Below are 19,286 nucleotides of genomic sequence, written 5' to 3'. Positions count from 1 at the left end.
CGGTGAGCGGTCAGGCGTAATGCCGATAAACCGCCTGCGCCACGCACGCCGGCTTCTCGCTGCCCTCGACCTCCACGGTGAACGTCAGCGGCATCTGCACGCCGTCGCCCTTCACCTCCTCCACCGTGCCGACCGTGCCGTGCAGGCGGATCCTCGCGCCGACGGGGACGGGGCTCGGGAAACGGGCCTTGTCCAGGCCGTAGTTGACGCTCATGGAGACGCCCGTGATGTCCAGCAGCTCGTTGAAGAGCGGGATGATGAGGGACAGGGTCAGGTAGCCGTGCGCGATGGGGGCGCCGAAGGGGCCCGTCCTCGCCTTCTCCGGGTCCGTGTGGATCCACTGGTGGTCGTCGGTGGCGTCGGCGAAGGTGTTCACCCGCTCCTGGGTGATCTCGCGCCATTCGGTGCGGCCGAGATCCGCGCCGGACAGGGACGTGAGTTCGGCGAGGCCGTGGGCGGTGGTGGCGGTGGTGGGCACGGGGGTGTCCATGGGGGTGGTGTCCTTTCGTCAGCGCGTGAAGGCTTCGCGCACGGCGGGCTTGATGATCTTTCCTGAGGGGGTACGGGGGAGAGCGTCCGTGAAGACCACGGACTTGGGGATCTTGTACTTGGCCAGCCGGCCCCGCAGATGGTCGAGGACGTCCTGTTCGTCGGCGTCGGCCGACGGCCGCAGGACGATCACGGCACGGCCCACCTCTCCCCAGACCTCGTCCGGCACCCCGATCACCGCGCACTCCGCGACCGCGGGGTGGCCGAGGAGCGCGTTCTCGACCTCGGCCGGGTAGACGTTCTCGCCGCCCGACACGAACATGTCCTTGACCCTGTCGACGATGTACGCGTATCCGTCGTCGTCGGTCCGGGCGATGTCGCCGGTGCGCAGCCAGCCGTCGGCGGTGAAGGCCGCCGCGGTCTCGTCCGGGCGGCTCCAGTAGCCCGTCATGACGTTGGGGCCGTGGGCCAGGATCTCGCCGGGGCGGCCCGGCGGGGCGTCGGCGCCGTCGGGCAGCACCACGCGCGTGTCGGTGAAGAAGTGCGGCACGCCCGCGGAGCCCGCCTTGGACGCGCTCTGCTCACGGTCCAGGTAGAGGACCCCGGGGGACGCCTCGGTCATGCCGTAGCCCTGGCAGAAGGCGAGGCCGCGGTCGACGTAGGCGGCGATGGTGCGGGCGGGGACCGGTGCCCCGCCGCAGTTCAGCGTCCGCAGGCTGGAGAGGTCGGTGTCGGTCCACCTGGGCCTCGCGGCCATGGCGTCGTACATGGTGGGGACGCCGAACATGTAGGTGACCCGGGCCGTTTCGATGAGCCCGAGGACACGGTCGGGGTCGAACGCGCCGAGCAGCACGACCCGGCCGCCCTTGAGGAGTGTGGGCAGGCAGATCATGTTGAGGCCGGCCGTGTGGAACAGCGGGGCCACGACCAGCGCCACCTCGTCGGCGGACAGATCGGTGTCGACGAGGACGTTGACGCTGTTCCAGACGATGTTGGCGTGGGAGAGGACCGCGCCCTTGGGGCGGCCGGTCGTCCCGGAGGTGTAGAGGATCATGCAGGGCTCGTCGAGCGCCACGCTCACGTCCAGCGCCTCGACCCCGCCGTCCGCCAGCAGATCCTCGTACGCGAGGGCCCCGTCGTGGGCGCCCCGGAGAGCGACACGGTGGTGCACACCGGCCTGGGCCGCGGCCGCCTCGGCGGCCTCCGTCTGCTCCGGGGCGTGGATGAGCACCGTGCAGCCCGAGTCGGAGAGGTTGTACGCCAACTCCGGCGCCGCCAATCGCGTGTTGAGCGGTACGAAGATCGCTCCCAGCGTCCCGGCGGCGAACAGGGTCTCCAGGAAGGCGGGATGGTTGGCGCCCAGATACGCGACCCGGTCGCCGCGGCCCGTTCCCAGCGCGCGCAGCGCATGGGCCAGGCGCAGCACCCGCCGGTGCAGTTGCCCGTAGGTCCAGGTGCGGTTCTCGTGGACCACGGCGATCCGGTCGGGCGTCTTGCGGGCCCGGCGCGCGGGCCAGGAGCCTATGCCTTGGTTCAACACGGCGAACCCCTTTCAGTCCTTGAGCAGGCCGAGCAGGCGGGCGGCGTTCTCCTTGAGGATCTTCGGGCGGACCTCGGGCTTGATGTCGAGCTTCTCGAAGTCGGCGAGCCACCGGTCGGGTGTGATGACGGGGTAGTCGGAGCCGAAGAGGACCTTGTCCTTGAGCAGCGTGTTGGCGTACCGCACCAGTTGCGGCGGGAAGTACTTCGGTGACCAGCCGGACAGGTCGATGTACACGTGCGGCTTGTGCGTGGCCACCGCCAGCGCCTCGTCCTGCCAGGGGAACGACGGGTGCGCCAGGATGATCCGCAGCTGCGGGAAGTCCACGGCGACATCGTCGACCAGCATGGGGTTCGAGTACTTCAGCCGGATCCCGCCGCCGCCGGGAACACCCGCGCCGATGCCGGTCTGACCGGTGTGGAACAGCGCCGGTACGCCCAGTTCCTCGATGGCCTCGTACAGCGGATAGGCGAGCCGGTCGTCGGGGGAGAAGGCCTGGATGCTGGGGTGGAACTTGAAGCCCCGCACCCCGTGCTCCGCCACCAGGCGGCGGGCCTCCCGCGCTCCGGCCCGGCCCTTGTGCGGGTCGACACTGGCGAACGGGATGAGTACGTCGGCGTGTGCCGCGCAGCTCCCGGCGATCTCTTCGTTGGAGATCCGCGGGTGGCCGGTGGCGTGCTCGGCGTCCACGGTGAACACCACGGCGGCCATGCGGCGCTCACGGTAGTACGCGGCCATCTCGTCGATCGTCGGCTGCCGGTGGCCGTGTGCCTTGAAGTACTTCTCGGAGGCGCCGAACAGTTCGGGGCTGAGGGCTCCGTGGCCGTCCTTCGACACCTCGGCGTGCGTGTGCACGTCTATGGCGGTCAGCCGGGCGAGGTCCAGCATCTCGATCATGCCCCCGGAGCCTGGGGAGCCGGGATGCCGTACGTCTCCGGTTCGGCGCCGACTCCGCCGTGCCACCCGGCCGCGATCGCGTCGGCGCTCCAGCCGCCGTCGGCAAAGGCGACCGCCTTCTCCTTGGGGTGCGCCCAGAGGGCCAGCCGGTCGCCGCCGATACCGATGGCCTGGCCGGTGACGTCCTTGGCGGCGTCCGAGGCCAGAAAGGTGATCAGCCCGGCGACGTCCTCGACCGTACCGAGCCCCTCGTCCTTGCGCAGCCACTCCGGCAGCGGTTCGCCGGTGCGCTCCGACTCCGCGATGACGGGCGCGAAGGCCGGGATGGTCCTGGTCATCTCGGTGGCCGCGACGGGCACGACCGCGTTGACGGTGATACCGGCCCTGGCCAGCTCCATCGCCCAGGTCCGTGCCATCGCGACGATGCCCGCCTTGGCGGCCGCGTAGTTGGTCTGACCGAAGTTGCCCCGCTGCCCGGCCGGTGAGGAGATGAGGACGATGCGGCCGCCGGTGCCCTGTTCGCGCATCCGGACCGCGGCCGCCCTGGCGCACGTGAACGTGCCGCGCAGATGGACCTTGACCACGGCGTCGAAGTCGTCGTCGGTCATCTTCCACAGCACGCGGTCGCGCAGGATGCCCGCGTTGCTGACGAGCACGTCCAGGTGCCCGAACTCCCGCACCGCCGTGTCCACCAGCCGGTCGGCCGCCTCGCTGTCACCCACCGCGGCCACGACACCGGCCGCCCTGCCGCCCGCCGCGGTGATCTCCGCGACCGCCGCGTCGACCGCCTCGCCGTCCACGTCGTTGACGACGACGGCGGCTCCGGCCGCGGCGAGAGCCCGGGCGTAGCCCAGACCGAGGCCGCGCCCGCTTCCGGTGACGACGGCGGCTTTCCCGTGCAGATCCATGTCCGGCACCTCTCGTGTGGTGCGGGATGCCGAGAGCGCCGGCCCCGCTGGTAGATCGACAATCGACAGGAATCCTGATGAACGCGTTGGGCGTCAGTGTTCGCGATGATCAGGATTCCTGTCAATGACCTAGGGTGGAGACCATGAGTCCTTCGCTGCTCTACCTGGTCAAGCGCGCCGAACTCGTGGTGCGGGCGCGCCTGGAGGAGATGCTCAAGCCCGCCGGCATCACGGCCCTGCAGTACACGGCCCTCACCGTCCTTCAGCGGCACGACGGCGTGTCCGCCGCCCAGCTCGCCCGGGACTCCTTCGTCACGGCGCAGACCATGTCCGACATGGTGCGGGCGCTGGAGAGCCGCGCCCTGATCCGCCGCGAGTCCAACCCGCTCAACCGCAGGGAGAGGCTCATCCTGCTCACCGACGCGGGGCGCCGGCTGCTGGCCGAGTACGCCGAACCGGCCGCGCGGCTCGAAGAGCGCATGGTCGCCGAGTTCAGCGCCGAGGAGGTCGGGCGGTTCCGTGACGCCCTGAACCGTGCCTGGCGGTCGCTGTCCTGAGGCGTGCCGCCTCCACTCGCCGCCTCTATCGGAGCGCGTACATGCGGATGACGACCACGTCGTCGCCCTCGGGGCGGGCCAGGCCGACGAAGACCGTCCCGGTCAGCCACCGATGGGCGGGGGCGTCGGTCCGGAAGACCGGTGACGTCCGGTAGTAGTGCCCGGCCTCCGAGACCTGGAGCCCACCGTCGTACTGGTCCGGGCTGTCGGCCTTCGGCCGGTAGAAGCCGCGGTTGGCGATGTCGATCACCGCGCCGTCCTCGGCCCGGATCAGGTACCGCGCGTCGAGCTCGCAGACCTCGCCGCGGGTGCTGCTCCAGTCCCCGCCGCCCGCGAGGACCTCGCCGCGGAGCAGGGGGCCGTCCACGCTGCCGCCGACGATGGGGGTGAACTCGGTGACCTCCCCGTCGCCGTGGCCGATGTGGAGCGTTTCGGTGACGTGGGCGCGGATCTCGAAGGCGAAGTCGAGTACGGGGGCGAAAGGCATGGCGGGCTCCTCTGAGTGGTGGTGGCGGGGGTCTTGACTCGTCAGCTCACCAGATGCGAGCGTGAGATGCAACAGCGTTATATGACACTCATTTACGACGTCTCGCCGGCAGCTCCCATGCCGTGAGGTGAGCGTCCCTCTCCCTTACCTCCGCTCGGCAAGGAGCATCAGTCATGGCTGCGAGAAAACGGATGCTGACGTTGCTCATGGGTGTGGGGCTGCTGGCCACGGCCGCCTGCACCTCCGCGTCCGACGGGGCCGACGGCCCGCCCCGGACCACGCGCCTCACCACCACCACGCCGCCCGGCCCCGCCGCCGTCGACCGCGTGACCTGGGCCCTGCCCTACGGCGAGCCGACGACCCTGGACCCCGCGAAGGTGGGCGACTACTCGCCCCAGACGGTCGGCGCGAACCTCTGCGACACGCTGACGCGGATGAACGCCGACTTCTCCCTGAGCCCCGGCCTCGCCCGGAAGACCACCTGGTCCGACAAGCGGACCCTGGTGCTGGACCTGAGGTCCGACGTGCGGTTCTGGGACGGCTCCCGCATGACGCCGAAGGACGTCATCCACAGCCTGGAGCGGCAGCGGGACCCCAAGACGCAGGCGCTGTACGGGAACTACCTCTCCGCGGTGACGTCGATCAAGGCCACCGGAGCCCACCAGGTGACGCTGCGCACCAGGACGTACGACCAGACCCTGCCCAAGGCGCTCGCCACGTCGTTCGGCGCGGTGAACAAGAAGGCGTACGCCGAGAAGGCCGGCCCCGCCTATGGCACCGCCAAGGGCGGCCTCATGTGCACGGGACCGTTCGAGCTGGGCTCGTGGAAGTCCGGCGCCGGCATCACCCTCAAGCGCAACGGCGCCTACTGGGACGCGAAGCTGAAGCCGAAGGCGGAAGAGATCGACTTCAAGTTCATCACCAACAGCAATACGCTGACCAGCGCCCTGCTGTCCGGCGAGGTGGACGGCACCTACGAACTGCCGCCCAGCAGCGCCACCGCGCTCGCCAAGGCCGACAACGGCGCGACCCACCTCGGCCCCTCCACGCAGAACGTCCTGCTGATCCCCGCCAATGCCAAGTCCCCGGCCGCCGACCGCCGGCTCCTGGACGCGCTGTCGTACGTCATCGACCGCGACGCCCTGATCAAGAACGTCTTCGGCGGCGACGCCACCACCCTGAAGTCGCTCGTCCCGCCGCTCACTTGGCGGGGCGACCCGGAGGCCGCCCGGTTCGACGCCGCGTACAAGGCGCTGCCCGCCGTGCCCAAGCCGGACCTGGATCGCGCCAAGAAGCTGGTGAAGCGGGCTGGTGCGCCGGCGCGGCCGCTGGTGGCCGCCATTCCCGCCGGGGACCAGCGGGGGCTCCAGGCGCTGACGTTCATCCAGGCGGCGGCCAAGAAGACCGGCGTCGACATCCGCATCAAGCAGCTCCAGCCCACCGAGATGTCCTCCCTCTTCTACGACCCGTCCGTACGCGAGGACCTCGACCTCGTCCTGACCTTCGGATACGTCGGCATGCCCGACCCGGCGTCCTACGTGGCGGAGATGGTCACCCCGCGCGGCATCTTCAACTGGACCAACTACCGCAACGCCGACGTGAGCCGGCTGCTCGACCGGGCCCGCACGTCCTCCGACCCCGCCAAGTCGGCCAAGGCGTACGCCGAAGCGCAGGCCCTGTTCACCCCCACCGTCCCGGTGGTCCACCTCGCCACCACCCATGAACGCATGTTCATGAACGAGCGCGTCAGCGGCGCGCCCACCTCCTTCGCCTACATGAGCATGCCGTGGGCCGCCCACCTCGGCGGCACGGCCAAGTGACCCCGCACACGCCCACCTCACAGGAGACGACGATGACCGACACCCCGGGCGACACGCCGCTGTGGGACCGCCCGGCCGCCGAACTGGCCGCCGGGATCCGCGACAGAACCTTCTCCGCCACCGAGGTCGCCGCCGCGTTCCTCGCGCGGATCGACGCGACCAACCCGGCACTCAACGCCCTCGTGGACATCCGGCCCGAGGAGGTGCTCGCCGGGGCGGCGACCGCGGACGCGGCGGTCGCGGCCGGTGCGGAGCTGCCTCCGCTGCACGGCGTACCGGTCTCCACCAAGATCAACACGTCGCTGCGCGGCCACGTCAGCTCGCACGGCGTCAAGGCGTGGGCCGGTGCCGTGGCGCCGGACGACGCGGAGTGCGTCGCCGCGCTGCGGCAGGCCGGCGCGAACTTCCTGGGCCGCAGCAACAGCCCGGCCTTCGCCGTCCGCTGGTTCACCGGCAACGACCTGCACGGCAAGACGCTCAACCCGTGGGACAGCGGGCGCACGCCGGGCGGTTCCTCGGGAGGCGCCGCATCGGCGGTCGCGGCCGGGATGGTGCCGATCGCGCAGGGCAACGACATCGGCGGGTCCGTCCGCTTCCCCGCCTACTGCTGCGGCGCGGTCGGGCTGCGTCCCACGATGGGCCTCGTCTCCGGAACGGAACCGCGCGGGGCCGAGGAGTTCGACAGCCCCATGTCCTTCCAGACGATGGCCGTGCACGGCCCGCTCGGCTGGACCGTCGACGACGTCCGGCGAGGGCTGCACGCCATGGTGACGCCGGACCTCGTCGACCCCGTGGGCCTCCCGGCGAGGCCCCCGCTGGGTCTGCCCGGCCGGAAGAAGATCGCGATCGTACGGAGTGTCGGCCTCGCCGAGCCGCACCCCACCGTGAACGCCGCGCTCGACCGGGCGGCGCGGTGGCTGAGCGAGGCCGGGCACGACGTGGAGGAGGTCGAACTGCCGCTGCTCGGCGAGGCGGCCCTGCTCTGGTCGCTGCTGCTCTATGAGGAGCTGCGGACGATGCTGCCCGAGATCGAGCGCTTCGGCGACGAGTCGGTACGGGTCTCCCTCACCTCCTCCTTCGCCGCCGCCGCGGAGACCTGGGGCGAACGGCCCACCCTGGACGCCTACATCAAGGGTTACGCCCGGCGCGGCACCCTCGTCAGCCGCCTCCAGCGGTACCTGGGCGACGACCGGATCCTCATGACGCCGGTCTCCGCCGAACCGCCGTTCGAACAGGACGCCGACCTGGCCGGCGACGCCCGGGTACGGGAACTCCTCGCCGCGCAGTGGCCCATGCAGGCCGTGCCGGTGCTCGGATTCCCGGCGATGTCCGTACCGACGGGCACCCGCGATGGCCTCCCGACAGGCGTCCAGCTGATCGGCGGCCGCTTCCGCGAGGACGCGCTGCTCCACGTGGCATCGGACATCGAAACCAGGACGGACCGCACACGCCCGCCCCTGGCCTGGACCCACGCCGACTGACACGCGGGGCCCCCGCAGACGGTCGCGCCCCCGCCGGTCTCCTGGACCGGCGGGGGCGCGGGCGTTTGCGGCGGGGGCGGCACCCGAAGTGGAGCGAGGGGAACGACTGACCTGCCGGGTCTTCGGCGCGTGTCCGCCGTGCGGGTCTTCGGCGCGTGGCGCCCCGTGGGTCTTCGGGGCGTGGCCGCCCCGCCGATCTTCGACGTGCGACCACCCCCGTCCGCTCAGGCCGCGGGCTCCCGCGGCCTTCTCCGTGGTCTCCAGCCCGGCTTCGGGATGGAATCGATGAGGCGCCGCGTGTATGCGTCCTGAGGGTCGTCGAGGACGGCGGCGACCGGTCCGTGCTCGACGACCCTTCCCGCCCGCATCACCAGCACCTCCTCACTGATGTGCCGGACGGCGCCGAGGTCGTGCGTGATGAACAGGAGCGCCGTCCCGGTGGTGGCGCGGATGTGCGCGAGGAGGCCGAGGATCTGGGCCTGGATCGACACGTCGAGCGCCGCGATCGCCTCGTCGAGGATCAGCACCCGCGGCTCGGCCGCCAGCGCACGGGCGATGGCGACACGCTGGCGTTGGCCGCCCGACAGCGCCTTCGGCAGGGACCGCGCCTGCCGGTCGTCCAGGCCGACCATGTCGAGCAGCTCCGCCACCCGGTCCCGGAGCGCGGCCGAGGACGGTGCCCGGTGGAGCCGGACCGCCTCGGCGATCGCGTCGCCCACGCGCTGGCGCCGGTCGAGCGACGAGTACGGGTCCTGGAAGACCATCTGGATCTGACGGCTGCGGGCGCGCCGCTCCCGTGACCGGGGCCGTCCGGGCGGCCGTTCGTCGCCCGCGACGACGATCCGGCCGCCGCTGGGCGTCTCCAGCCCGGCGATCATGCGGGCGGTGGTCGTCTTGCCCGACCCCGACTCGCCGACGACCGCGAGGGAACTCCCTCGCGCGAGCGAGAAGCCGACGTCGTCCACCGCGACGAAGTCGCCGAAGACCTTGCGCAGATCACGTACGTCGAGCATGGCTCTCTGCCTCCTCGGGCAACGACGTGTGGGGGAAGTGGCAGGCCGCCGTGCCGTCGCCGGCCGCCCGCGGCTCAGGCGCCTGCTCGCGGCACAGGTCCCGCACACGGGGACACCGGTCACCGAAGGCACACCCGGCGGGCGCCTCGAAACCGGACAGCGGCCTTCCGGCGATGGACCGCAGCTCCGCGCCGGGGTCGCCGACCGGCGGGCGGGACGCGAGGAGCGCGCGCGTGTACGGATGCGAGGCGCTCTCCCGGAGCCGTCCCGCGGGGAGTTCCTCGACGGTGCTCCCCGCGTACATCACCACGATCCTGTCGCACACGGCGGCGGCCAGTTCGAGGTCGTGCGTGATGAACAGCATGGCGAGCCCGCGCGCCTCGCGCGCCTCCCCGATGATGGCCATCACCTCCTCCTGGGTGGTCACGTCCAGCGCGGTGGTCGGCTCGTCGGCCAGCAGCAGCCGGGGTTCGGCGGCCAACGCGGCGGCGATCATGACGCGTTGGAGCAGCCCGCCCGACAGTTCGTGGGGGCGCTGCCGCATCCGCCGGTCGGCGTCGCCGATGCCCACCTCGCGGAGGATCTTCGTCACTCTGGCGACTGCCTCGGCGCCGGGGACGCCGCGTGCGGTCGTCAGGCCCTCCACCAGGAAGTCCCCCACGCTGCGGGCGGGGTTGATGTGGGCCCTCGGGTCCTGGAAGACCATGGCGACATCGGCGGCCCGGAACCCGCGCAGCCGCTCCGGTGACATGCCGGGCACGGACTCGCCCGCGAAGAGCAGGTCCCCGCGTACTCCGGCCCCTTCCGGCAGCAGCCGCAGCACGGAGCGGGCCGTCAGTGACTTCCCGGACCCCGACTCGCCCACCAGGGCCACGGCCGTTCCCTCGGGGACGGCCACGTCGGCGCGGTGGACGACGGTACGTACGACTCCGTCGACCGGGAGATCGATGCCGAGCGCGTCGATGTGGAGCAGGGGCGGGGGCAGGGGCAGGGGGAGGGGAGGGAGAGGTGTCCGGCTCATGCGTTCTCTCCGAGCAGACGTCGGGACAGACCGGCCCCGAGCAGATTGAACGCCACCACGACGACGAGGATGACCAGCCCCGCGTACAGCGACTGCTGGGGGTGGCCGGAGAGGATCGACGGGGCTCCGTTGGTCACCATCAGCCCCCATTCGGGGTCGGGAGGCTGGCTGCCCAGGCCGAGGAAGGAGATGGCGGCCACGTCGAGCAGGGCGTAACCGAACCCGATGGTGGCCTGGACGAGGATCAGCGGCAGCAGGTTGGGCAGCAGGTGCCGCAGCCAGATGCGGGCCGTGGGGGCGCCGAGGAGCTGGAGCGCCGATACGTAGGGAAGAGCGCGTTCCTTGACGGCTGCAGCCCGCACGACGCGGGTGATCAGCGGCAGATACGCGATCGACAGCGCCACGACCGGTGCGACGAGGCCCGCGCCGAAGACGGCGGCGGCGAGGACGGCCATGATGAGACCCGGGAACCCGAACACGACGTCGAGCACCCCCGACACGAACCGGTCGAGCCACCCGCCGAACCAGGCGGCGGACAGCGCGAGCAGCGTGCCGAGCGTCGTCGAGACGGCGATGATCACCGCCGGGGCGGCGAGGCTGGCGCGGGTGCCCATGATGAGCCTGGACAGGATGTCGCGCCCGGTGTCGTCCGTGCCGAGGAGGTGCGCCGCGGAGGGGCCGGCGTTGACGCCCAGCGCGTCCACGGCGTTCGGATCGTGCGGGGCGATCAGCGGACCGAGCGCGGCCAGCAGGACGAACAACCCGACCACACACGCCGCGCAGAGCGTCAGGTGGTCCTTCGGGCGTCCGGCTCCCGCCACGGCCCGGGGCACGCGGGCGAACAGAGCGGTGGTCATCGGGCAGCCCCCTTCCGGGAGAGTCGGGGGTCGAGCGCGGCGCTGACCAGGTCGACCGCGGTGTTGATGACGACGAACACGACCATGAAGATCAGCGACACGGCCTGCACCACGGCCATGTCCTGCTTGGACGCCGCCTCGATCATGAGAGCCCCCAGGCCGCCGGTGCCGAACGCCTGCTCGGCGACGGCGGCGGTGGCGACGAGCCCGGCGACGCCGACTCCGGACACCGCGAAGACGGGACCGGAGGCGTTGTGCAGCACATGGCGCCGGATCACGGTCCGTTCGGGTACGCCGCGGCTGCGCGCCGTCTCCACGTGCTCGGCGCGCAGTTCGGCGCGGACGGCGGTACGGGTGACCTGGGCGACGTAGCCGATCCAGGTCATCGCGAGCGCGAGCGCGGGCAGCGTCAGGTGGGAGAGCGTGCCGGTGAGGCCCTCGCCCGAGCCGTACACCGGGAACCAGGGGAGCCGGACGGCGAAGAGCCAGATGAGCAGCACCGACATGACGAACGTCGGCACCGCCATGGCGCCCGCCGTCACCGTGGTGACCAGCGTCTCCGTACGTCCTCCGCGCAGCGCGGCGACCGTGCCGACGACCGTGCCCACGGTGAGGACGAGCACGGCGGCGTAGCACACGAGGGCGAGCGTGTCACCGGCGCGGGCGCCGATCAGGTCGGCGACGCTGTCGCGGTAGACGAGCGACGTGCCGAAGTCGCCGCGCAGACAGCCGCTCAGCCAGTGCCAGTAGCCCCCGATGAACGGGTCGTCGAGGTGGTACTCGCGGCGGATCCCGGCGAGGACCTGTGGATCGGGGTCGCGGCTGCCGCCGACCAGCAAGGTGGCGGGGTCGCCGGGGCTCAGGAACATCGCCCCGTAGATGGCCAGACTGGAGACGAGGACGGTCACGACGAGTGTGGCAAGGCGGGTGGCGACGAAGCGGAGGGTCATTGTGGGCCCCCGTCGTCCCCGCTCGCCGACGCGGACGCCGACGCGGAAGCGGACGCCGGCAGGACGGTCAGGCACAGGCGCGAGGGGTGGGCGGGTCCGGTCCGCAGCTTCTGCAGGCTCGCCTTGGGCGCGGTCGTCAGCCACGGGTCCTCATGCGAACCGGAGTTGGGCAGGTGGTTCGGGAAGTCGCTGCCGGCGACGGCCAGCGCGAGACGGTGACCCGGGCGTACCCGGTAGCCGGTGTGACCGAGGTCGACCCGCACCTCCCCCGGGGCGTCCGCCTGCACGCAGCCGCGGACGATCAGCCGTGCCGTGCCGTCGGGGGCGAGGTCGAGGAGCCGGACGAAGACGTCGAAGGTGGGCGCCGTGCTCTCGACGTGCAGCCGCGCGTGCACCGGGCCGACGAGGTCGAGCGGGATGTCGGACGCGGGGCCCGTGAAGACGAGGACGTCGTCCCGGTCGGCGGTGGGCCGCTCGTCCGGATGGTCGCGCAGCCGCATGAAGGTGTCGGCCGTGGCGGAGGGCACGAGGTCGTCGGGGTCGTACCGCCACTCCACGTACTCCTCCGTGTCGGCTGCCGGGCGGGCGGCGAGACGGCCGCCGGGCACCGGACCCGTCGCGGACTCCGGATCTCCGAGATGGAGCTCGCTCTGGTGCGTCCCCGGCGGCGGCCAGGTGGCCGAGGTGCGCCAGCCGACGTGCCCGAGCTTCCAGCGCACCCTGGGCAGCGACTCGGGCGGGGCGGTGCCCTTCAGGAAGACGTCGAAGAACTCCAGCGCCGGTCCCGTATAGGAGTCGAGCATGCGCTCCAGAGCGGCGTCGTCGACGGCGTGGTCGGTGGCGGGGGAGACCGGGGCGTCCTCCAGCGAGTAGTTCTCGTGGTCGGTCGTATCGGCGTTCAGGTACTGCACCGCCGCCCAGCCGGGCCGCCGGGCCAGTTCGGTGTAGTCGCGCATGTGGGCGGTGCCGAGGTTGTCGAACCAGCCCACGCAGTGCAGGACGGGCACGGGGCGCGCGTCATAGGGGTGCGGCCCGCTGTAGGGGGCGAGGCGGACGCCGCCGACGATCAGGTCGAAGCCGGCCGAGCGCTTCCCCAGGGCCTCGAAGGCCTCCTCGTACGCGGCGATCAGCGGGCGCTTGGTGAGGTCGGCCTCGTACTCGTAGCTGTCGTTGTCCACCCAGACGTGCGCCTGGTAGTCGGCGCCCTCCAGCCACAGGGGCTGCGGGCCCGCCCCGGCGTCGTAACTGGCCACCCCAGGCCCGTTGTTGACGCACGTCACGCGCGGGACGATGGCGCGCAGGGCCGGGTGCTGGCTGGAGACCGCGGACCACTGCGTGAAGCCGTAGTACGAGTCCCCGAACATGCCCACGACCCCGTCCGACCAGGGTTGCCGCGTGACCCACTCGATGGTGTCGTACCCGTCGTCCACCTCACCGGTCCACGCGAGCGTGCGGCCCTGCGAGCGGAACTTGCCGCGGACGTCCTGCACCACCACGACGTATCCCCGCGCCGTGAACCGCTCGGCGACCCTTTCGAAGAAGACGTACCGGCTGTTCTTGTCGTACGGCAGGCGCACAAGAACCGTCGGGGAGGGGCCGGTCGTGGTGTCGGCCCCGTACACATCGGTGGCCAGTAACACGCCGTCCCGCATGCGCACCATGTGCTGGCGCGCGTGCCGGGGGACGGGCTCGGGGGTGACGCGCCGGACGACGAGGCTCATGGACCCTCCAGGGCGGAAAGCTTTTAAAAAACAGCGTGATATAACAGCGTTGCATTTGAGTCCGTTCAGCGTCAACCCCCCTCTGAGCTAGGTTGCCTTCATGCCGATCGACGTCGACGAAGTCCAACGCCGCAGGGAAATCGCCCAGGCCACCCTTGCCGTCGCCGCCCGCGACGGCGCGCGCGCGATCACCATCCGCGCCGTGGCCAAGGAGCTGGGCGGCTCCACGGCGATGGTCACGAACTACGTGCCGACGCGGACGGCCCTGATCACCAACGCCGTCCGCGCCGCGGAGTCCCGCTGGCGCGCCGACCTGGACGAGCGGGTCGGTGAGCTGGACGGCAAGGAGCGCCTGCGGGCCACCGTGGAGTGGCACTTGAGCACGGAGCCCGAGGACCTGCTGCTGCGCACGCTCTGGGTCGAGATGCTCTCCTCGGCGCACGCCGACCCCCAGGTGGTCGACCACCGGGAGCCGCACGAGTCGCGACGGGAGTTCCTCGACGCGTCCGTCGCCGCCGGGGTGCCCGACGCCGAGCTGGCGGCCGACGTGCTCTCCCTGCTGACCCGCGGATACTTCGTCTCCACGGTGGAGGACCCGGACTACTGGACGCCCGAGCGGGCCGGCCGCGTCGCCCGTGCCGTCGTCGACGCGCTCGTCGGGGAGTGAGCGCGCCTTGAGTCTCCCGTTACGGGAGACATGAGAGTGGAGGCATGGACGACGACAGCCCCTGTGATACCGACACCGACTCCCGCGCCCACGGCGACACCGACACCGACACCCTCTGCTCCATCGGTGAACTCGCCCGCCGCACCGGGCTTCCGGTCAAGACCATCCGCTTCTACTCGGACTCCGGGGTCGTGACACCGGCCGACCGCACCCCGGGCGGGTACCGGCTCTACGGCGCCGACGCCGTGGCCCGGCTGGGACTCGTGCGGACGCTACGGGAGTTGGGGCTCGACCTGGCCACCATCCGCCGGGTCGTGGACCGCGAGATCCCGCTCGCCGAGGTGGCCTCGGCGCACGCGGAGGCGCTCGACGTACAGATACACACCCTGCGCCAGCGCCGGGCCGTGCTGACGGTGGCCGCCAGGCGCGGCTCCACGCCCGAGGAGCTGGACCTCATGCACCGGCTGACCAAGCTCTCCGAGGACGAACGGCGGCGGCTGGTCTGTGACTTCCTCGGCGCCGTCTTCACCGGGCTGCACACCGATCCCGCCTTCCCGGCCGTCATCCGCTCGATGACTCCCGAACTCCCCGCCGACCCCAGCCCGGAGCAGGTCGAGGCGTGGGTGGAGCTGGCCGAGCTGTTCCGGGACGCCGACTTCCGCTCCAGCGTGCGGGGAATGGCCCGGAACATGGCCACCGACCGGGCCCCGGACGACGCCACCGGGCTGCCCCGCATCCTCGCCGAAGCCGTCCGCTCACTCGTCGGGCCCGCGTTGGCCGAGGGCGTCGATCCTGCCGGGCCCCGGGCGGACGCGGTCGTCGCGGCGCTCGCCGGGCACTACGCGCACACCGTCGGGCTGCCGGACGGCGACGCGCTGCGCCGGCGGCTGGCCGGGCATCTGGAGAGCATGAACGACCCCCGCCGGGATCGGTATCTGCGGCTCCTCGCGGTCGTCAACGACTGGCCCGCTCCGGAGAGCCTGGCGCCGGTGCTCGACTGGGCCGTTCAGGCCCTGCGCACCCACGGCGCCCCGAATCGGTGGAAGAAGTCCCGTCCCTCGTGCGTGAAGTGAGTCACATTCAGATCGTTGAAGGAGGCATGCACCCGGGGGAGCTTATAGCTTGCGGAGTGGCGGTGTATTGATAGCTTATGCAAGTTGCTTATGGTGTTCCGGGTGGTCGCCACGGTGCGATATGCCGCGCGCGGCTGCCTTCTCGTAACCATCGTGAGAGGAACGCATGACTGTTCGTGTAGGTATCAACGGCTTCGGCCGCATCGGGAGGAACGTCTTCCGGGCGGTTGCCGCCAGGAACGCGGACCTGGAGATCGTCGCGGTCAACGACCTCGGCGACGTACCGACCATGGCCCACCTCCTGACCTACGACTCGGTCCTCGGCCGTTTTCCCGAAGAGATCACCGCCGAACCCGGAGCGATCCGGGTCGGCGACCGCAAGGTCACCGTCCTCGCCGAGCGCGACCCGGCCCAGCTGCCCTGGGGCGACCTGGGTGTGGACGTCGTCATCGAGTCCACGGGCATCTTCACCAAGGCGGAGAAGGCGCGCGCGCACATCGACGGCGGCGCCAAGAAGGTGATCATCGCCGCGCCCGCCAGCGACGAGGACGTCACGATCGTCCTGGGTGTCAACGACGACACGTACGACCCCGAGCGGCACACGATCATCTCCAACGCCTCCTGCACCACCAACTGTCTGGGTGTCCTCGCCAAGGTGCTGCACGACACCGTCGGCATCGAGTACGGAATGATGACCACGGTCCACGCCTACACCCAGGACCAGAACCTCCAGGACGCCCCCCACAAGGACCTGCGCCGCGCCCGCTCGGCGGCCGTCAACGTGGTGCCGACGTCCAGCGGCGCGGCCAAGGCCATCGGCCTGGTCCTGCCCGAACTCCAGGGCCGCCTCGACGCGTTCTCCCTGCGGGTCCCCGTGCCCACCGGGTCGGTCACCGACCTGACGGTCACCACGACCCGCCGCACCACCGTCGAGGAGCTCAACGAGGCGTACGCGAAGGCCGCCGCCGGCGCGTACAAGGGGCTGCTCTCCTACACCGAGGCGCCCATCGTCAGCTCCGACATCGTCACCGACCCGGCCTCCTGCATCTACGACGCGGGCCTCACGCGTGTCAACGGACCGCAGGTCAAGGTCGTCGGCTGGTACGACAACGAGTGGGGCTACTCGAACCGCCTCATCGACCTGGCCCTGAAGGTCGGCACCTCCCTCTGACCCGCCCGCCCACACGGTCCGGGCTCCTCCTCTTTCGGCCCTCAGCCCCTCCTGCGCGCCCCAGCAATGTCGCTGGGGCGCGGCAAGGGGGCAATTCCCATGCGCGACCGCGGCTTCGACGCCGTGACTGATGCCGCTGCTCATCGCGCTCGCCGGTGCATGACGTACACGTTCGATGACGGGGAGGACGGCGGATGCGTTTCGAGGCGAGTACGGCCGTGGTCACCGGGGCGGCGAGTGGCATAGGCCGCGCGCTCAGCGCCCGGCTGGCCCGGGAGGGCGCGCGCGTGGTGATGACGGACGTCGACAGCGAGGGACTCGCCCGCGCGGCAGGGGAGTTGGCGGGAATCGGCGCGGACGTCGTCAGCACGTTCGTCGCCGACCTCGTCGACGCGGAGGCGGTCGAGAAGTTGGCCGCCGTCGCGTACGAGCGTCTCGGCGCGGTGGACGTGCTGTGCAACAACGCCGGTGTGGTCGGGCCGGTGGGCCGGCCGCTGTGGGAGGTGCCCCTCGACGAGACGCGCCGCGTCCTCGACGTGAACTTCTGGTCGCACCTCCATGTGGCGCGCGCCTTCGTGCCCCGCATCCTCGCCGGCGGGCGCCCCGCCCACCTCGTGCAGACCGCGTCGATGTCGGCGTTCGTCGTCGGCGCGGGCTCCGCGGCCTACGCGGCGTCCAAACACGCCGACCTGGCCCTGGCCCGCAGCCTGCGGGCCGATCTGCGCGACTCGCCGGTACGGGTCTCGGTGCTCTGCCCGGGGCGGGTCGACACCCCCATGACCCGGGGCCTGGTGGCGCCGCGCGACGCGGTCGGCGCCACCACGATCAGCGCCGACGAGGTGGCGGGCACGGTCTGGGAGGCGCTGGGCTCCGACCGCTTCTACCTCTTCACCAACGCCGACGCCCCGGACCGGATCGACGCCCAGTTCACCGACGTACGGCAGCACTTGCCCCCCTATGCCTCCTGAACGTCAACACGCCCAGCCGAGAAGGAGCCAACGCACATGGACGTACCGCCCATACCCGGCTCGTCGTTCGGCGCCGTCGTGCGCGGCGCCACCATCTCGGGTGACATCACCCGCGCCGGCCCCGAGCACAACGAGATCGCCGAGCCGTGGCGCACGGGGGGTGCCGGGTGAGTGCGACACCGAGCAGCCTGCACCGGGTCCGCGACACACTCACGCCCGCCCTGAGCGCGGCCCTCGACCGGCTCGACGAGGAGAGCCGCCACCAGGCGGCCTACCACTTCGGCTGGATCGACGCGGCGGGCACCCCGGCCTCCGACGGCGGTGGCAAGGCCGTACGGCCCGCGCTGGCGCTGCTCTCCGCGCAGGCGGCGGGCGCCCGGCAGGAGACCGGCCTGCCGGGCGCCGTCGCCGTCGAACTCGTCCACAACTTCTCGCTGCTGCACGACGATCTGATGGACGGCGACGAACAGCGCCGCCACCGCCCCACCGTGTGGTCCCTCTGGGGAGCCTCGGGCGCGATCCTCACCGGTGACGCCCTGCTCGCGCTGGCTCAGGAGGTGCTCCTGGAGTGCGGGCGGCCGACCGCGGCCGCCGCCGCCCGGCTGCTCTCCCGCGCCACCCGCGAGCTGATCCGCGGCCAGGTGCGGGACATGTCGTTCGAGAGCCGGGCGCACGTCACCGTCGAGGAGTGCGTCGAGATGGCCGCCGGCAAGACCGGCGCGCTGCTCTCGGCGAGCGCCGCCATCGGCGCCGTCCTCGCCGGGGCGCCGGTCACCGTCGTGGACGCCCTCGCGCTCTACGGCGACCAGGTCGGCATCGCCTTCCAGCTCATCGACGACGTGCTGGGCGTCTGGGGCGACCCGGCCCGCACCGGCAAGCCGGTCCACAACGACCTGCGTACGCGCAAGAAGTCGCTGCCCGTCGCGTACGCGCTGAACAAGCAGGGCACGTCGAGCGTCGAACTGGCCGCCTGGCTCAGCGCCCCCGACGAGCCTGACGAGGCGGAACTGCGCCGCGCCGCCGACCTCGTCGAGGAGGCCGGCGGCCGCGCCTGGGCTGTCGCCGAGGCGACCCGCCGCCTGGAACTCGGCGAGGCCGCGCTGCGGGACGCCGCCCTCGACCCGGCGGCGCGCGACGAACTCATCGCGCTCGGCGCCTTCGTCGTGGGCCGCGACATGTAGCCCCCGCGCCCACCCCCGTCACCCCCGCGCCCGCCACCCGACACCGGCATCCCGCCCCCGATACCGCCCCGCCCGCCCCCGACATCGGCACCCCGCCCCTGACACCGCCGCCCCCCCCCGACACCGGCATTCCGCCTCCGACACTGCCGCGCCCGCCCCTGACACCGGCACCCCGTCCCTGACACCGCCCCGCCCGCCCTCGACATCGGCGCCCCGTCCCTGACACTGCCGCCCCGCCCCCGGCACCGGCATCCCGCCTCCGACACTGCCGCGCCCGCCCCTGACACCGGCACCCGTCCCTGACACCCCCGCACCCGCCTCCAACACCACCGGCCGCCCCCGACATCGGCATCCCGTCCCTGACACCGCCGCGCCCGCCCCCGACATCCGCATCCCGCCCCCGACACCGGCACACCGCCTCCGGCACCTCAACCCCACCCGGCACCTCAGCTCCCCAGCCCCACCCAGCGGACCTCCTCACCCTT

General features: G+C 71.9%; 19 protein-coding genes. 9 read left to right on the top strand and 10 right to left on the bottom strand.

Annotation, left to right across the window (positions count from 1 at the left end; all coding sequences use genetic code 11):
- Nucleotides 1-10: 10 nt before the first annotated feature.
- From ACWDVB_RS01570 to ACWDVB_RS01555, 4 genes are read right to left on the bottom strand one after another with little or no spacing between them, the layout of a single operon-like run.
- Nucleotides 11-490: a MaoC family dehydratase gene (locus ACWDVB_RS01570; RefSeq protein WP_451515529.1), complete on the bottom strand. Its 480-nt coding sequence runs from the start codon at nucleotides 488-490 to the stop codon at nucleotides 11-13.
- Between the two features lie 18 nt (nucleotides 491-508).
- Entirely contained in the window at nucleotides 509-2,029 is a 1,521-nt protein-coding gene (locus tag ACWDVB_RS01565; protein ID WP_451515530.1) for an acyl-CoA synthetase, read from the bottom strand.
- A gap of 12 nt (nucleotides 2,030-2,041) precedes the next feature.
- Nucleotides 2,042-2,914: an amidohydrolase family protein gene (locus tag ACWDVB_RS01560; protein ID WP_451515540.1), complete on the bottom strand. Its 873-nt coding sequence runs from the start codon at nucleotides 2,912-2,914 to the stop codon at nucleotides 2,042-2,044.
- A gap of 8 nt (nucleotides 2,915-2,922) precedes the next feature.
- On the bottom strand, nucleotides 2,923-3,843 hold the full coding sequence (locus ACWDVB_RS01555) for an SDR family oxidoreductase (protein ID WP_451515531.1): 921 nt from the start codon (nucleotides 3,841-3,843) through the stop codon (nucleotides 2,923-2,925).
- 134 nt (nucleotides 3,844-3,977) lie between these two features.
- Between ACWDVB_RS01555 and ACWDVB_RS01550 the strand changes: the two genes are divergently transcribed.
- The gene (locus ACWDVB_RS01550) at nucleotides 3,978-4,391 is read left to right on the top strand and encodes a MarR family winged helix-turn-helix transcriptional regulator (RefSeq protein ID WP_451515532.1); all 414 of its coding nucleotides are present in this window, start codon (nucleotides 3,978-3,980) and stop codon (nucleotides 4,389-4,391) included.
- Between the two features lie 25 nt (nucleotides 4,392-4,416).
- Here the strand turns inward: ACWDVB_RS01550 and ACWDVB_RS01545 are convergent, their stop codons facing one another.
- Nucleotides 4,417-4,878 carry a DUF3237 domain-containing protein gene (locus tag ACWDVB_RS01545; protein ID WP_451515533.1) on the bottom strand — a complete coding sequence of 154 codons (462 nt, stop codon included), beginning with the start codon at nucleotides 4,876-4,878 and terminating at the stop codon, nucleotides 4,417-4,419.
- Between the two features lie 173 nt (nucleotides 4,879-5,051).
- On the opposite strand from ACWDVB_RS01545, the gene ACWDVB_RS01540 reads away from it, so the two are divergent.
- The gene (locus ACWDVB_RS01540) at nucleotides 5,052-6,698 is read left to right on the top strand and encodes an ABC transporter substrate-binding protein (RefSeq protein WP_451515534.1); all 1,647 of its coding nucleotides are present in this window, start codon (nucleotides 5,052-5,054) and stop codon (nucleotides 6,696-6,698) included.
- Nucleotides 6,699-6,730: 32 nt separating this feature from the next.
- On the top strand, nucleotides 6,731-8,179 hold the full coding sequence (locus ACWDVB_RS01535; protein WP_451515535.1) for an amidase: 1,449 nt from the start codon (nucleotides 6,731-6,733) through the stop codon (nucleotides 8,177-8,179).
- 224 nt (nucleotides 8,180-8,403) lie between these two features.
- Here the strand turns inward: ACWDVB_RS01535 and ACWDVB_RS01530 are convergent, their stop codons facing one another.
- From ACWDVB_RS01530 to ACWDVB_RS01510, 5 genes are read right to left on the bottom strand one after another with little or no spacing between them, the layout of a single operon-like run.
- On the bottom strand, nucleotides 8,404-9,192 hold the full coding sequence (locus ACWDVB_RS01530) for an ABC transporter ATP-binding protein (RefSeq protein WP_451513513.1): 789 nt from the start codon (nucleotides 9,190-9,192) through the stop codon (nucleotides 8,404-8,406).
- The gene (locus ACWDVB_RS01525; RefSeq protein WP_451513512.1) at nucleotides 9,176-10,213 is read right to left on the bottom strand and encodes an ABC transporter ATP-binding protein; all 1,038 of its coding nucleotides are present in this window, start codon (nucleotides 10,211-10,213) and stop codon (nucleotides 9,176-9,178) included. The genes ACWDVB_RS01530 and ACWDVB_RS01525 overlap by 17 nt, the downstream gene beginning before the upstream one ends.
- Nucleotides 10,210-11,070 carry an ABC transporter permease gene (locus ACWDVB_RS01520; RefSeq protein WP_451513511.1) on the bottom strand — a complete coding sequence of 287 codons (861 nt, stop codon included), beginning with the start codon at nucleotides 11,068-11,070 and terminating at the stop codon, nucleotides 10,210-10,212. The genes ACWDVB_RS01525 and ACWDVB_RS01520 overlap by 4 nt, the downstream gene beginning before the upstream one ends.
- The gene (locus ACWDVB_RS01515; protein ID WP_451513510.1) at nucleotides 11,067-12,020 is read right to left on the bottom strand and encodes an ABC transporter permease; all 954 of its coding nucleotides are present in this window, start codon (nucleotides 12,018-12,020) and stop codon (nucleotides 11,067-11,069) included. Before ACWDVB_RS01515 ends, ACWDVB_RS01520 begins: the two co-directional genes overlap by 4 nt.
- The gene (locus tag ACWDVB_RS01510; RefSeq protein WP_451513509.1) at nucleotides 12,017-13,741 is read right to left on the bottom strand and encodes a CocE/NonD family hydrolase; all 1,725 of its coding nucleotides are present in this window, start codon (nucleotides 13,739-13,741) and stop codon (nucleotides 12,017-12,019) included. Before ACWDVB_RS01510 ends, ACWDVB_RS01515 begins: the two co-directional genes overlap by 4 nt.
- Nucleotides 13,742-13,841: 100 nt before the next feature.
- Between ACWDVB_RS01510 and ACWDVB_RS01505 the strand changes: the two genes are divergently transcribed.
- From ACWDVB_RS01505 to ACWDVB_RS01480, 6 genes are all read left to right on the top strand, one after another.
- On the top strand, nucleotides 13,842-14,408 hold the full coding sequence (locus ACWDVB_RS01505; protein WP_451513508.1) for a TetR/AcrR family transcriptional regulator: 567 nt from the start codon (nucleotides 13,842-13,844) through the stop codon (nucleotides 14,406-14,408).
- Nucleotides 14,409-14,452: 44 nt separating this feature from the next.
- Nucleotides 14,453-15,481 (top strand): helix-turn-helix domain-containing protein, encoded by a 1,029-nt coding sequence (locus ACWDVB_RS01500; RefSeq protein ID WP_451513507.1) that lies wholly within the window; start codon nucleotides 14,453-14,455, stop codon nucleotides 15,479-15,481.
- A 166-nt stretch (nucleotides 15,482-15,647) separates the two neighbouring features.
- Nucleotides 15,648-16,652, top strand: coding sequence for a type I glyceraldehyde-3-phosphate dehydrogenase (gene gap / locus ACWDVB_RS01495; RefSeq protein ID WP_451513506.1), 1,005 nt, complete (start codon nucleotides 15,648-15,650; stop codon nucleotides 16,650-16,652).
- Between the two features lie 194 nt (nucleotides 16,653-16,846).
- Complete coding sequence (locus tag ACWDVB_RS01490) at nucleotides 16,847-17,620, top strand: SDR family NAD(P)-dependent oxidoreductase (protein WP_451513505.1); 774 nt, start codon at nucleotides 16,847-16,849, stop codon at nucleotides 17,618-17,620.
- Nucleotides 17,621-17,656: 36 nt separating this feature from the next.
- The gene (locus ACWDVB_RS01485; protein ID WP_451513504.1) at nucleotides 17,657-17,791 is read left to right on the top strand and encodes a hypothetical protein; all 135 of its coding nucleotides are present in this window, start codon (nucleotides 17,657-17,659) and stop codon (nucleotides 17,789-17,791) included.
- Nucleotides 17,788-18,801 (top strand): polyprenyl synthetase family protein, encoded by a 1,014-nt coding sequence (locus ACWDVB_RS01480; protein ID WP_451513503.1) that lies wholly within the window; start codon nucleotides 17,788-17,790, stop codon nucleotides 18,799-18,801. The genes ACWDVB_RS01485 and ACWDVB_RS01480 overlap by 4 nt, the downstream gene beginning before the upstream one ends.
- Nucleotides 18,802-19,286: the final 485 nt, after the last annotated feature.

The sequence above is a fragment of the Streptomyces sp. NPDC003379 genome (assembly GCF_053589195.1).
This window is presented reverse-complemented; position numbering and strand designations above follow the sequence as displayed.